Raw genomic sequence first — 13,701 nt, 5'->3', positions numbered from 1 at the left:
GACGCGGGCAAGGATCAGGGCATGCACTCGCCGTCCGTCGACTCCCCGCCCGCCCCCTCGCCGTACCGCACGGCATTGCGCGCCGCGCTGGTCCTGGGGCTGTCCTCCCTGCTGCTCATGCTCCTTGTCGTGGCGGAGTGGCGTCCGCTGATGTCCGTGGACGGCGACATCGCCCGCACCACCCACCGCTGGGCCGTCGCCGACCCCGACGTGACACAGGTCTGCCGTGTGCTCACCGACTGGGTCTGGGACCCGCTGGTCATGCGGCTGCTGTGCGCGGCGGTCGCCGTGTGGCTGGTGTGGCGCCGAGGCGCGTGGTGGACGGCGGCGTGGCTGGTGACGACGTCGGCGGTGGGCACGGTCGTCCAGCAGGCCATGAAGGCCGCCGTCGGCCGCGCGCGCCCGGTCTGGCCCGACCCGGTCGACTCCGCCCACTACGCGGCCTACCCGTCCGGCCACGCCCTCACGGCCGTCGTCGCCCTCGGTCTCGTCCTGTGGATCCTGCGCCGCGAGAGCGTGAGCCCGGCTCTGTGGCGTACGGCGGTCGCGGTGGCGGTGGTCTCCGCGGTGGGCGTGGGTCTGACCCGGATCTGGCTGGGCGTCCACTGGGCCACGGACGTCCTGGGTGGCTGGCTGCTGGGCGCGGCGCTGGTCGCCCTGGCGATCGCGGCCCACGTCCGCTGGCGGCCGTGACGCGCCGCGACGGCGATGCCCTCGAGGGCCCGCGGGCGTACGACGGCCGGTCAGGCCCGATGTTCTTCACGCCTCTGGAAGGCCGACTCGCCGGCTCCGTAAGATCGATCGCATGACCACAGCCGTGCTGTTCGACTTCTCCGGCACCCTCTTCCGCATCGAGTCCACCGAGGCCTGGCTGCGTGCCGTGCTGGACGCTGCCGGTGCCGCGCCGGACGAGGAGGAAGTGGCGGACGCGGCGCGGGCGCTGGAGGCGGCCGGGGCGCTGCCGGGCGGCGCGCCTCCCGTGCGGGTGCCCGAGGAGCTGGTCGGGCTGTGGCGGGATCGGGACCGGAGCGCCGAGCTGCACCGGGCCGCGTACACCGGGCTCTCCCGCCAGGTCCCGCTGCCCGACCCGGCCCTGCACGACGCGCTGTACGACCGGCACATGACGCCGGCCGCATGGACCCCGTACCCGGACGCCTCCGAGGTGCTGGGCGCGCTGCGCGAGCGTGGCATCCGGGTGGGCGTGGTGAGCAACATCGGCTGGGATCCGCGTCCGGTGTTCCGCGAGCACGGTCTCGACCCGTTCGTCGACGCGTACGTCCTGTCGTATGAGCACGGCGTCCAGAAGCCGGACCCACTGCTGTTCGCGACGGCGTGCGAGAGGCTCGGCGTCGATCCGCGGACGACGCTGATGGTGGGCGACGACCGCAGGGCCGACGGCGGTGCCGCGCAGTTGGGCTGCGCGGTCCACTTCGTGGATCACCTGCCGGTGGCGGACCGGCCCTGCGGGCTGCGGCCGGTGCTGGAGCTCGTGGGCTGAGACGGTCGCGGTGAGCCCGGCTCGGCGGGGGCGGGGACCGCGCACGCGGTGCATGGACCCTGCCCGGCAGCCCTCCGCCGTCCGGAATCCCTCCGCACCGGAAGGAGCCTCAGGCCACTATCGGGGAGAAAACGCGCCCACTCTGGACGATCCCCCGCGTCGCCCAGAGCAGGCGGCAGCCCGGCACGGCTCCGAGCGGAACCCACCGGGATGTCCCTGAGTATAGTTGGCTGGCAGCCAGTCAACGCAGGAGTTCCAGGATGTCCCCGCGCAGCGCCTCGGTCAATGAAGAATTGCGGCGGCGTTCCCGGGAGCGACTGCTGCAGGCGGCGGTGGAGTTGGTGAGCGAACGCGGGTACGAGGCGACGACGCTCGGCGACATCGCGGACCGGGCGGGCTCGGCCAGGGGCCTGGTGTCGTACTACTTCCCCGGCAAGCGGCAGTTGGTCCAGTCGGCCGTGCACCGCTTGATGCACCGCACGCTGGAGGAGGCGCTGGAGCGGGAGCCGCGTACCGAGGACGGCCGGGAGCGGCTGGCGCGGGCCATCGACGCGATCCTGGGGCTGGCGCGGGACCGGCCGGTGCTGATGCGCCAGCACATGGCGGGGTTGCTCCAGGCGGAGGGCTTCGTGCGGTGTCCGGAGCAGCGGCGGCTGGCGGAGCTGCTGCGGGACACGGTGGCCCGGCACGGCTCGTGCGACGTCGACACCGACTACCCGGTGCTGCGTTCGCTGCTGATGGGCTCGGTCTACGCGATGGTGCTGCCCGATGCGGGGATGCCGCTCCCGCCGGTGCGCGCGGAGCTGTTCACGCGTTACCGGCTCGGCTGGGGACAGGGGGTCCCGCCGGACACCGTGGCGCCCGGCGGGACATGTGAGACGGACCTGTCACGCTTCTTCGCGACGGGACGGCCTGCCGGGAGTCCGCCGGCCGGGGTTCACCCCGCCGAGGCTCGGACCACCGGGATTCAGCCGGCCGCGGATCAGTCGAAGTAGTCCGGCTGGGTCTGGACGTTCAGTTCGGGCAGGTGCACACGCTTGGCCGGGTTCGTGCGCTTGTCGTCGATCTTCAGCACGTCGAAGCCCTTGGCGATGTCGTTCGAGTAGATGTAGCCGTTGTAGTAGTACGCCGACCAGGGGCCGGCCGTGGTCAGCCGCTCGGTGTCCACCGGGCCGCGCTCGAAGTAGGCGATCTCCTGCGGGCTGGCGGAGTCGGTGAAGTCCCAGACGGAGACGCCGCCCTGGTACCAGGCCTGGACCATGATGTCCTTGCCCTCGACCGGGATCAGCGAGGCGTTGTGGGCGACGCAGACCTCGGTGGGACCCTGGTGCCGAGGGATCTTGAAGTAGCTGCGGAAGACGAGCTTGCGCTTGTCGCCCTTGCCGACGATGTCGTAGATGCCGTCGGCGCCGCGGTTCGGGCCGATCTCGGCGGTGCAGGTGGCAGCGCCGCCGCCGCCCAGCTCGTCGGTGAAGACGACCTTGTTCGCCTTCTGGTTGAAGGTCGCCGAGTGCCAGAACGCGAAGTTCACGTTGTCCTGGACCCGGTCGATCACCTTGGGCTTCTCCGGGTTCTTGATGGAGAACAGGATGCCGTCGCCCATGCAGGCGCCGGCCGCGAGGTCCTCCTCCTGCAGCACGGTGATGTCGTGGCAGCCGGTCGTCTTGGAGACGCCCGGGTTGGTGGGTCCGCCGGGGTTGCCGCCGCCGTCCGGTCCCTCACCGGGGAAGAGGACGGGGAACCCCACGACCGCGGCCTTCTCGGGCGCCTTGCGCGGCACCTTGATGACCGAGATGCCGTCGTGCGGGGGCTGGCAGTCGGGGTAGGCGGCGTTCGGCGAGTACGAGGAGACGTAGACGTAGACGTTCTTGCGCTCGGGCACCAGCGTGTGGGTGTGCGAGCCGCAGGCTGTCTCGACGGCGGCGACGTACCTGGGGTTCTGCTTGTCGCTGATGTCGAAGACCTTGATGCCCTCCCAGGAGGACTTCTCGGTCGCGGGCTGGGTGGTGCTGTTGCAACTGCTGTCGCTGCGCGAGGAGTCGGTGGACAGGAACAGCAGGTCGCCGGAGACGGAGATGTCGTTCTGCGAGCCCGGGCAGAGCACCTGGGCGACGGTCTTCGGGGCCTTCGGCTTGCTGATGTCGAAGATCCGGAAGCCGTCGTAGTTGCCGGAGAAGGCGTACTTGCCCTGGAAGGCGAGGTCGGTGTTGGTGCCGGGTAAGGCGTCCTTGGGAACGTTCGCGACGTGCTCGATGTTGTCCGAGTGGACGATCACGTCCTTGCCGGGTATCTCGCCGGCGGCGATCGCCTCCGCGGCCTCCGCCTGCGCCCGCTGGGACACTTCGCGTTCGACGGCCGGGCCGTCCCCCGGGTCCGGGGTCGCCGCGGCCGGGGCCGCGGTCAGCAGCGCGGCCATGAGTCCGGCACAGGCGGCGACGACTCCCAGTCGTCTGCGCCGCGTTCGGGATTCGTTCAACAGGGTCACTGCGTCCTCCCTCGATGCCGTTCGCTCGGGAACGGTTCACGGTCCTCCGAAGTATCGTCTTCATCATGCACAGATCAACAGGCGGCAACGCACTCGTCATGAATGTTTTCGATCAACGTGGTCCAGACTCCCGGTAGACCGCACCACGGTCCCGCCAGGTCCGTCCGGGTCGTCAACCGGCCCCACCCAGGAGGTTGTTGTGCTTTTACGTCGAGCGCCCCTCGTCACCGCCTCGCTGCTCGTGCTCGTCCTCGGCGGTTGCGACTCCGGACCGGGCGACAAGTCCGGTGCGGCGAGCGGGCCTTCGGTGATCGCGCCGGGCAAGCCGGGCGAGGCGAACCGCACTTTGTCACCCGGGGAAGCGGCGGCGCACCGCGCGGAGGACGACACCCCGAACTCGGCCGACGTCTCCTTCGCCCAGACGATGATCGTGCACCACGCCCAGGCCCTGGAGATGACCGCTCTCGCCCCGAAGCAGGCCGAGTCGGCGAAGGTCAAGTCGCTCGCCGCCCGGATCACGGCCGCGCAGGGGCCGGAGATCGCGGCCATGAAGAGCTGGCTCGGCAAGTACGGCAAGGCGGAGGCGAACGGCGAGGGCGAGGCGGGCGACGGGGGAAGCGCGCACCATCACGGCGCGATGCCCGGGATGGCGACCGAGGCGCAGATGAAGCAGCTCCGCGCGGCCGACGGCAAGGCCTTCGACAAGCTGTTCCTCGCCTTGATGATCACCCACCACGAGGGTGCGCTCACCATGGCTGCGGACGTGAAGGCCCAGGGCAACAACATCCGCATCGAGGAGATGGCGGACGACGTGGTCGCCGAACAGACCTCGGAGATCTCCCGCATGCGCACGATGCTGTGACCGGCGGGGCCCGGGCCGGCGGGCATCGCCGGCGCTCGGGGCGGCGGGGCGGCGGGGGCGGTGCGGCCGGACGGGGCCGTCCGCCGTCGCACGGGACGTAACGATACGATCACTCTCCGTGCGGGCGGGAGTGCGCACGCGTGCCGGTCGCGGCACCCTGTCAGGGGAGCCGCGGCGGTGCGATGCTGGAAGTGCCGGCGCATCCCTCCGTCCCTCGGGGTAAGGAGTCCGGCCGTGCTGCGTGTCGCCGTCGTCGGCTCCGGGCCGAGTGGTGTCTACACCGCCCAGAGCCTCGTACAGATGGACCAGGAGGTCCTCGTCGACGTCCTGGACCGGCTGCCGTGCCCGTACGGGCTGGTGCGCTACGGGGTCGCCCCGGACCACGAGAAGATCAAGTCCCTCCAGCAGAACCTGCGGACGGTGCTGGAGCACGCGCGCGTGCGCTTCCTCGGCGGGGTGCGGGCCGGGGCCGGCGGAGTGCCCGTGGAGCGGCTGCGGGAGCTGTACCACGCGGTGGTGTACTGCGTGGGCGCCGCGACGGACCGGCGGCTCGGCATCCCCGGCGAGGACCTGCCCGGCAGCTGGTCGGCGACGGAGTTCGTGTCCTGGTACAGCGCCCACCCGGACGCCGGAGCCGACGGCTTCCTGACGGGCGCGCGCTCGGCCGTGGTCGTCGGCGTGGGGAACGTGGCCGTGGACGTCACCCGCATCCTCGCGCGCGGGGCGGCGGAGCTGAGCCCCACCGACATGCCGCAGGCGGCGCTGACCGCGCTCGCCGCGAGCGAGGTGACCGAGATCCACATGGTGGGGCGGCGCGGCCCGTCCCAGGCCCGCTTCACCACCAAGGAGCTGCGCGAGCTGGGCTCGCTGGCGGACACCGACGTCGTCGTCGACGAGGCGGAGCTCGCCCTCGATCCTGCCTGCGCCGACGCGTCCGCCCTGCCGGCCGCCCAACGCCGCAACGTGGAGGTCCTGCGCGGTTGGGCCGCCGTGCCGCCCAAGGGACTACGACGCCGGATCCGCCTGCGCTTCTTCCTGCGGCCCGTCGAACTGCTCGCCGAAGCGGGCCGCGTGGCCGCCGTGCGCTTCGAGCGGACCGCGCCGGACGGGCGGGGCGGGGTGACGGGCACGGGCCGCTACGAGGAGGTCGCGGCGCAGTTGGTGCTGCGGTCGGTGGGGTATCGCGGGGTGCCCTTGGAGGGGCTGCCGTTCGACGTGGAGCGGGGCACGGTGCCGCATGTCGCGGGACGTGTGGTGCGGGAGGGCACGGTGTCCCGGGGCGAGTACGTCGCGGGCTGGATCAAGCGGGGCCCGACGGGTGTCATCGGCACGAACCGGCCGTGCGCGAAGGAGACGGTCACCTCGCTGCTGGCGGACGCCCCCGCCCTCGTCGCGCGGGAGCTGCCGGGCGATCCGCTGGCCGCCCTGCGCGCCGAGGGCGCCGAGCCCGTCGAGTGGCCGGGCTGGCTGGCGATCGAACGGGCCGAGGCTGAACTCGGGGCCTCACTGGGCCGAGGCGTGGTCAAACTCCCGGACTGGGCCGCACTGAAAGCAGCAGCAACCAACCTGAACCACTGACGCCCTGCGCCCAGTCATAGGTGGCTTGCGCGAGCGCGGCCACACCTCGCCGGCCGCTGGACCGCTCACCCCGCACCCCGCGCCACCGCCGGGCCGCACACCCCGCCGGTGCCGAACCGCGCACTCAGCCGTCAACCGCGGCCGCAAGGGCGGCACGGGCGGGCGCGGCGGCACCGCCGACGCCGGGCCGCGCACACCTCCCCCGCGCCAACGCCAGGCCGCACACCCCGCCGTCCCCCGCAACCCGCGCCATCACCCCGCCACCCACACCCGCCAATCGCAGGCAGTCGTGCCGCCAGGGCGGCACGGGCGGGCGCGGCGGCACCCGCCGACGCCGAGCCGCGCACACCTCCCCCGCCCAACGCCGGGCCGCGCGACCCCGCCTCAGGGGGCACCGGCCACTCAGGCGAGCAGCGCCGTGTCCTCCGGTGAGCGTCGGTAGACGCCGTCCTGGCGGTCGAGGTGATGCAGGTCGACGAGGTGGCGGCGCAGGGTCACATGGTCAATGCCCTCCTCGGGGCACCAGGCGCGCAGCCGGTCGTCGACCTCCCGTTCGGAGTACTCCCGCCCCGCCTCGAAGCTGCGCTCGGCGACATGGCGCAGCACGAGCTTCTTGCGCTCCCACTGCGCGGGCAGCCGCACCAGCCGCCCGTCGCGCACGAACGTCCGCAGCAGCGCCTCGACGCGCTCGTCCCCGGTGCCGTGGTCGCGCGGAGGCTCCCCGCTCACGGCCGTCTCCCGGGCGAGGTCGCGGAAGAGGTCGTACGCGACCGCCAGTCCCCCGTCGTCCGACACGACGACCTCGCGGTCCTGCAGCCGGCGCAGCGCGGCGAGGGTCTCCTTGGCCGACAGCCCGGCCCGCTCTGCGACCTCGGCCGTACCGCGCGCGCCCAAGGCGACGGCGGCGAAGGCGCGCACCTTCTTCTCGTCGGCGAACAGCCTCAACACGTCGTCGGACGTCATTCTCGGGTCTCCTTCCGCCGGGCCGGCGCCCGGGACCCGGGGGACGCTACCCCTCGGCCTTCATCGGCCGCCCGGCATTTTCCACCGCCCCACGACGAGCGCGCACGCGCACGCGTGCGGCCCCCGATCGATGGTGACAAGAGGGCCGCACAGAAGGGACGCGACGTCAGATCGTCGTGCAGGCAGCTCCGTTGAGGGTGAAAGCGGTCGGCGCGGCGCTGTCACCGGTGTGGTTCGCCTGGTATCCGATGGTGACGCTGGCGTTCGGCGCGAGCGTGCCGTTGTACGGCGCGTTGGTCGCGGTCACCGCTCCCGCGGCCGGTGCGTACGTGGCGCCCCAGCCGCCGGTGATGCTCTGGCCTGCGGGCAGGGTGAACCCGAGCCGCCAGCCGCTGACGGTGGCGGTCCCGGTGTTGGTGAGGGTGATCGAGGCGGTCAGGCCGGTGCTCCATGCGCTGGTCGACGCGGTCACCTTGCAGGGCCCGGCCGGGGGCTCGGGATCGGGGCCGGGTCCGGGGCCGCCGCCGGCGTCCAGGCCGAAGAAGGTGATCACTCGGGTGCCCATGCCCCAGGCGTACACGTTGTGTCCGACGCCCCGGAGGCTGACGGCCTCGACGGCGGCGCGGTCACCGGTGCCGCCGTAGCGGGTACGGGTCCAGCCGGACTGCGGGGAGTCGGTGGCGGCCGGGGTCTGGGAGAGGCCCCGCACGTTGGTCCACTGCTTGATCATCTCGCCGAAGTTGGGATAGCGCAGCACGTCGTCCTCGGTGCCGTGCCACAGCTGCATGCGCGGCCGGGCCCCGGTGTAGCCGGGGTAGGCGCCGCGGACGAGATCGCCCCACTGCTGCGGCGTGCGGATCACGGTGCCCTGGGCGCAGGCGCTGTTCCACTCGGAGCCGTCGGTGGTCGCGAAGCATCCGAAGGGGACGCCGGCGAAGGCCGCGCCTGCGGCGAAGACGTCGGGATAGTCGCCGAGGAGGACGTTGGTCATCATCGCCCCGGAGGAGATGCCGGTGACGTACACGCGCGTGGGGTCGGCGGAGTAGTGGGCGCCCACCCAGTCGACCATGGACTTGATGCCGACGGGGTCGCTGCCGCCGCCGCGCCGCAGGGCCTGGGGCGAGGAGACGTCGAAGCACTTGCTGCTGCGGGTGACGGACGGGTAGACGACCACGAACCCGTACCGGTCGGCGAGTTGGGCGTACTCGGTGCCGGAGTACATGGCGGGTCCGGAGCCGGTGCAGTAGTGGACGGCGACGAGGACCGCGGGGCGCGCGGCCACATTGGCCGGCACGTACACGTACATCCGGAGGTTGCTGGGGTTGGCGCCGAAGCCGGTGACCTCGGTGAGGGCGGCGGCCGGCACGGGCGTCTGCGCGGACCGCGGGCTCGCGGTGGCGGTGGGGGCTGTGAGGAGGGCGCCGGTGAGCAGGAGCACCAGCGCGGCGAGCGCCGAACGCAGCGCTCGTAAGGGTGGGTTGAGGGTGTGCACGTGCTGGTCCTTTCTGACGGCGGCTCAGTGCGCGAAAGGTGGCTCAGCGGGTGGTTCGCCCGGACGGGGCACGGACCGCGGGGTCCGGCACCGGATGGAGGGGCGTCCGCCCGCATGGTGACATGCGCACGCCCCTCATGGAAGCGCTCCCACGCCACCTCTCGGCCCCCCGCACCGTGAACAGGGGGCGACTGAACGTGTTCCGCGCAAACCGTTGACTAGAAAGCGCTTGCCCTCTACGTTCCGTTCAGCAGTGTGGACGATCCGCTTACGCAGGCCCCCACCACCCCACTGTGCCCGCGTAGGACGTTCATGAATCAGCACGTCATTCACATATACGACCATGCAAGCCCTTTCGAAGGGACGCACCCGCATGCGTACAGGCCCCCCACGTACACACGCGCAAAGGCCCACTCGGGCGGCGGCGCTCGCCCTCGCGCTCGCCGGCGTGACGGTCCTCGCCTCCCCCCAGCAAGCCGGCGCCGCGGAGAGCGCGCCGATCGGCTTCGGCACCGGAACGACCGGCGGAGGCGGTGCGGCAGCCGTCACCGTCTCGAACCTCGCCGCCTTCAAGACGGCCGTCACCGGCAACGCCGCCAAGGTGGTGAAGGTCAACGGCCTGATCACGCTGAGCGGTCAGGTCGACGTCGGGTCCAACACCACGGTCCTGGGCGTCGGTTCGTCGTCCGGGTTCACCGGCGGCGGACTGCGGCTGAAGAAGGTCACGAACGTCGTCATCCGCAACCTGAACATCAGCAAGCCGCTGGCGCCGTCCGACGGCGTCACGGTGGAGTCGTCCACGAAGGTGTGGATCGACCACAACTCCTTCTCCGCGGACCGCGGTCACGACAAGGACCACTACGACGGTCTGCTGGACATCAACCACGGCTCCGACAACGTGACGGTGTCCTGGAACACCTTCAAGGACCACTTCAAGGGCTCGCTCGTCGGTCACAGCGACAAGAACGAGAGCCAGGACACGGGCCACTTGAAGGTGACGTACCACCACAACCACTTCAGCGACGTCTACTCGCGCATCCCGAGCCTGCGCTTCGGCACCGGACACTTCTACGACAACTACGTCGTGGGCGCCGACACCGCGGTGCACTCCCGCATGGGCGCGCAGATGCTGGTGGAGAACAACGTCTTCCGCTCGACCAAGGTCGCGGTCACCACGAACCGCAGCAGCGACGTCGACGGGTTCGCCAACCTCCGCGGCAACGATCTCGGCGGAGCCGCGACCGAGATCTCCCGGACCGGCACGTTCACCAGCGCCCCGTACAGCTACACCGCGGAGCCGGCCTCGTCCGTCGTCGCCTCGGTGACGGCCGGCGCGGGCGCCGGAAAGCTCTGACCTCCCCCCCCCCCCATATCCCCCCCAACAGGAAGAAGGATTCGGGACATGACTTCTTCGTCACGCTCGCGCACCCGTGTGCGCGCGCTGACCGGCACGCTGGCCGCCCTGGGCCTGTCGGTTGGCATGATCATGGCGGATGGTGCGCTCTCCACTCCCGCCGGCGCCGCCACCTGGCCCTCCGCCAACGGCAGCCAGGGGGTGTCCTCCACCATCCAGGTCTCGGGCACCAAGGACTACGGGATGAAGCGCCTGTACGGCACCGGTGACCTGGGCAGCGGCAGCCAGAACGAGGACCAGGGACCCATCCTCGAACTGGCCCCCGGCGCCGTCCTGAAGAACGTCATCATCGGCGCCCCCGCCGCCGACGGCGTCCACTGCAAGGGCAGTTGCACCCTGCAGAACGTCTGGTGGGAGGACGTCGGCGAGGACGCGGCGACGTTCCGGGGCTCCTCGTCGTCCAACGTCTACACCGTGTCCGGCGGCGGGGCGAAGGAAGCCAGCGACAAGGTGTTCCAGTTCAACGGCGCCGGAACGCTGAACATCTCGAACTTCGCCGTGAAGAACTTCGGCACCTTCGTCCGCTCCTGCGGCAACTGCTCGACGCAGTACAAGCGGACGATCAACCTCAACACCATCGAGGTGAACTGGAAGGGCGGCAAGCTCGCCGGCATCAACACCAACTACGGCGACAGCGCGTCCCTGAAGAAGATCACGATCATCGGGGACGGCAGCAAGAAGATCATCCCGTGCCAGAAGTACATCGGGAACAACACGGGCAAGGAGCCGACCACCAACGGCACCAACGCCGACGGAACGTACTGCAAGTACTCCGGTTCTGACATCACCTACAGGTAGCCCCCCACGGTGAAGGCGGTCGTACGGAGCGCTCCCCCACACCGCGCTCCGTACGACCGCCGCACGTGCGCCGGGCCCTGAGTGCCGGGTGCCGGGCAGTCGGCCGCCGCCCCCCGCCTCACGCCCGCGCCGCCTCGGCCACCTCCCGCCGGTAGTCCGCGTAGGCGGCCCTCAGATCGGCGCCGGGCCAGCCCTCGGGGAGCAGCCGGGGCGGGAGAACGGGGTCGGCGAGCAGATGGCGTACGACGGCCGCGTAGGCGGTGAAGCGGTCGGCCGGGCCGGGCGCCCGGCCGATGTGCGCGAGGAGGGCCCGGGCAGTGGCCGCCCAGGCGTCCAGCGGCCAGAGCGCCGCGGCCAGCCGGCGCTCTGGCAGGCCGGGGCGGGCGGTGTAGTGCTGCGCCACCTCGCACAGGTCGTCCGGCAGTGCCCGGGCGAGGTTGGCAGGGCGCAGCCAGACGCCCTCGCGTAGTTCCGCGAGGCGCAGAGCGGTAAGGCGGGCGCGCAGTTCCGCGCGTTCGGCGGGGCCGCGACCCGAGGCCGTGATCACCACCATCTCCCAGTCGCCGTCCCACGCGCGCGTGGCCGGACGCACCGCGTCGTCCTGGCGGCGCTGCCGGGCCAGCAGGCGGTCGCTCAGGCGGTAGCCGGTGTCGGTGCGCCGCAGGTCGCCGGCGGCCGCCATGCGGCTCAGCGCGGCCCGCAGCGTGGAGCCGCCGACCCCGAAGGGCTCCACCGCGCGCACCAGCTCCCGCACCGGCAGCTCCGGCGGATGCGTGCCGAGCAGCAGGCTCAGCACGACCGACCGCGCGGACAGGGGCCGCAGGTCGACCTCGCCGGGCTGCGCTGACACGTTCATCCGCATGGTCACGTACCTTACGCATGCCCACCATGTTGCACTATTGCTGCGTCCGCAGCGAGAGTGCAACATTGTGCGTATGGTCTCGACACTCCCGCACGAGCGGTCCGGCACCCACGACGTCACCAACCAGGCCCCGCCCCTGGCGCCTTACGACGCCTCCGAGGACACCGCCCTCCTGGAGGGACTGCGCCGGGAGGGCGCCGGGTGGGCAGAGGAGGACGTCCGGCGGCTAGGGCTGCTGGCCGGCGGCCCGCAGGCGCAGGAGTGGGCCGAACTCGCCAACCGGCACGAGCCCGAGCTGCGCACCCACGACCGCTACGGCCACCGCGTGGACGAGGTCGACTTCCACCCCGGCTGGCACGAGCTGATGCGGGTCGCGGTCGCCGAGGGGCAGGCGGGCGCGCCCTGGGCCGACGCCCGGCCGGGCGCGCACGTGGCCCGCACGGCCGGCGGACTCGTGTGGGGTCACACCGACGCCGGGCACGGCTGTCCCACCTCGATGACCTACGCCGCCGTCCCCGCGCTGCGCCGCGAACCGGAGCTCGCGAAGGTGTACGAACCGCTGCTGACCAGTCGTCACTACGATCCCGGGCTGCGGGTTCCGACCGGGAAGCGGGGCCTGCTGGCGGGCATGGGGATGACCGAGAAGCAGGGCGGTTCCGACGTCCGCACCAACACCACGACGGCCACGCCCACGGCCGAACCCGGGGTGTACACCCTGCGGGGCCACAAGTGGTTCACCTCGGCGCCGATGTGCGACGTGTTCCTGGTGCTGGCCCAGGCGCCGGGCGGGCTGTCCTGTTTCCTGGTGCCGCGCGTGCTGCCCGACGGCAGCCGCAACACCTTCCGCATCCAGCGACTGAAGGACAAGCTCGGCAACCGCTCCAACGCCTCCGCCGAGCCCGAGTTCGACGGGACCGTGGCCTGGCTGGTCGGAGAGGAAGGTCAGGGCGTGAAGACCATCATCGAGATGGTCAACTGCACGCGTCTGGACTGCGTGACGATGTCGGCCGCCCTGATGCGCAAGACTCTCGTGGAGGCTGGCCACCATGTCCGCCACCGCGCCGCGTTCGGGGCGCGGCTGATCGACCAGCCGCTGATGCGCAACGTCCTGGCCGACCTGGCGCTGGAGTCGGAGGCCGCGACCGCCCTGACCCTGCGGCTGGCAGGTGCCGCCGACCGCGCCGTGCGCGGGGACGCGCGCGAGCAGGCCTTCCGGCGGATCGCGACCGCCGTCGGCAAGTACTGGGTGACCAAACGGGGTCCGGCCTTCACCGCGGAGGCGCTGGAGTGCCTGGGCGGCAACGGTTACGTCGAGGACTCGGGGATGCCGCGGCACTACCGCGAGGCGCCGCTGCTGTCGATCTGGGAGGGCTCGGGGAACGTCAACGCCCTCGACGTGCTGCGGGCGTTGACCCGTGAGCCGGCCACCGCGGACGTCCTGTTCGACGAACTGACGTCGGCGCGGGGCGCGGACGCCCGGCTGGACGCCGCGGTCGACGCGCTCCGCGTGCGGCTGGCCGAGGGGACCGAGGGCGGCGCGCGCCGGCTGGTGGAGCGGATGGCGCTCGCTCTCCAGGCGTCCCTGCTGGTCCGGTACGCCCCGCCGGCGATCGCCGACGCCTTCTGCGCGACCCGGCTCGGCGGCGACTGGGGTCACGCCTTCGGCACCCTGCCGGACGGGCCGGGCGGCGCGGACGTCGACGGCATCCTGGGGAGGTCGCTGACCGAACGATAGCTCCCGACAGGTCA

12 protein-coding genes are annotated in these 13,701 nt (G+C 72.0%); 8 read left to right on the top strand and 4 right to left on the bottom strand.

Annotation, left to right across the window (positions count from 1 at the left end; translation table 11 throughout):
• Nucleotides 1-21: 21 nt before the first annotated feature.
• The 3 genes from EV567_RS15780 (at nucleotide 22) to EV567_RS15770 (ending at nucleotide 2,493) form a co-directional block, all read left to right on the top strand.
• Complete coding sequence (locus EV567_RS15780) at nucleotides 22-693, top strand: phosphatase PAP2 family protein (protein WP_130440405.1); 672 nt, start codon at nucleotides 22-24, stop codon at nucleotides 691-693.
• A gap of 112 nt (nucleotides 694-805) precedes the next feature.
• Nucleotides 806-1,498: an HAD family hydrolase gene (locus tag EV567_RS15775; protein ID WP_130440403.1), complete on the top strand. Its 693-nt coding sequence runs from the start codon at nucleotides 806-808 to the stop codon at nucleotides 1,496-1,498.
• Nucleotides 1,499-1,758: 260 nt separating this feature from the next.
• Entirely contained in the window at nucleotides 1,759-2,493 is a 735-nt protein-coding gene (locus EV567_RS15770) for a TetR/AcrR family transcriptional regulator (protein WP_130440401.1), read from the top strand.
• Here the strand turns inward: EV567_RS15770 and EV567_RS15765 are convergent.
• Nucleotides 2,481-3,983, bottom strand: coding sequence for an LVIVD repeat-containing protein (locus tag EV567_RS15765; protein ID WP_130440399.1), 1,503 nt, complete (start codon nucleotides 3,981-3,983; stop codon nucleotides 2,481-2,483). The two genes, EV567_RS15770 and EV567_RS15765, sit on opposite strands and share 13 nt — an antisense overlap.
• 199 nt (nucleotides 3,984-4,182) lie before the next feature.
• On the opposite strand from EV567_RS15765, the gene EV567_RS15760 reads away from it, so the two are divergent.
• Both EV567_RS15760 and EV567_RS15755 read left to right on the top strand, forming a co-directional pair.
• Complete coding sequence (locus EV567_RS15760; protein ID WP_242620825.1) at nucleotides 4,183-4,845, top strand: DUF305 domain-containing protein; 663 nt, start codon at nucleotides 4,183-4,185, stop codon at nucleotides 4,843-4,845.
• 234 nt (nucleotides 4,846-5,079) lie between these two features.
• Nucleotides 5,080-6,423, top strand: a complete 1,344-nt coding sequence (locus tag EV567_RS15755) for an FAD-dependent oxidoreductase (RefSeq protein ID WP_130440395.1) — start codon at nucleotides 5,080-5,082, stop codon at nucleotides 6,421-6,423.
• Between the two features lie 402 nt (nucleotides 6,424-6,825).
• Here the strand turns inward: EV567_RS15755 and EV567_RS15750 are convergent, their stop codons facing one another.
• Both EV567_RS15750 and EV567_RS15745 read right to left on the bottom strand, forming a co-directional pair.
• Nucleotides 6,826-7,386 carry a DUF2087 domain-containing protein gene (locus EV567_RS15750; protein ID WP_130440393.1) on the bottom strand — a complete coding sequence of 187 codons (561 nt, stop codon included), beginning with the start codon at nucleotides 7,384-7,386 and terminating at the stop codon, nucleotides 6,826-6,828.
• Between the two features lie 166 nt (nucleotides 7,387-7,552).
• Complete coding sequence (locus EV567_RS15745) at nucleotides 7,553-8,878, bottom strand: PHB depolymerase family esterase (protein ID WP_242620824.1); 1,326 nt, start codon at nucleotides 8,876-8,878, stop codon at nucleotides 7,553-7,555.
• 373 nt (nucleotides 8,879-9,251) lie between these two features.
• On the opposite strand from EV567_RS15745, the gene EV567_RS15740 reads away from it, so the two are divergent.
• A complete protein-coding gene (locus tag EV567_RS15740) occupies nucleotides 9,252-10,232 on the top strand; it encodes a polysaccharide lyase family 1 protein (RefSeq protein WP_130440391.1) in 981 nt (326 codons plus the stop codon).
• A gap of 48 nt (nucleotides 10,233-10,280) precedes the next feature.
• Nucleotides 10,281-11,090 (top strand): pectate lyase, encoded by an 810-nt coding sequence (locus tag EV567_RS15735; protein ID WP_130440389.1) that lies wholly within the window; start codon nucleotides 10,281-10,283, stop codon nucleotides 11,088-11,090.
• Nucleotides 11,091-11,208: 118 nt separating this feature from the next.
• On the opposite strand, the gene EV567_RS15730 is transcribed toward EV567_RS15735, so the two are convergent.
• Nucleotides 11,209-11,952 carry a PaaX family transcriptional regulator C-terminal domain-containing protein gene (locus tag EV567_RS15730; RefSeq protein ID WP_130440387.1) on the bottom strand — a complete coding sequence of 248 codons (744 nt, stop codon included), beginning with the start codon at nucleotides 11,950-11,952 and terminating at the stop codon, nucleotides 11,209-11,211.
• Nucleotides 11,953-12,025: 73 nt separating this feature from the next.
• On the opposite strand from EV567_RS15730, the gene EV567_RS15725 reads away from it, so the two are divergent.
• Entirely contained in the window at nucleotides 12,026-13,687 is a 1,662-nt protein-coding gene (locus EV567_RS15725; RefSeq protein WP_130440385.1) for an acyl-CoA dehydrogenase family protein, read from the top strand.
• Nucleotides 13,688-13,701 lie beyond the last annotated feature (14 nt).

It is taken from the genome of Streptomyces sp. BK239 (assembly GCF_004217285.1).
Lineage (GTDB): Bacteria > Actinomycetota > Actinomycetes > Streptomycetales > Streptomycetaceae > Streptomyces.
This window is presented reverse-complemented; position numbering and strand designations above follow the sequence as displayed.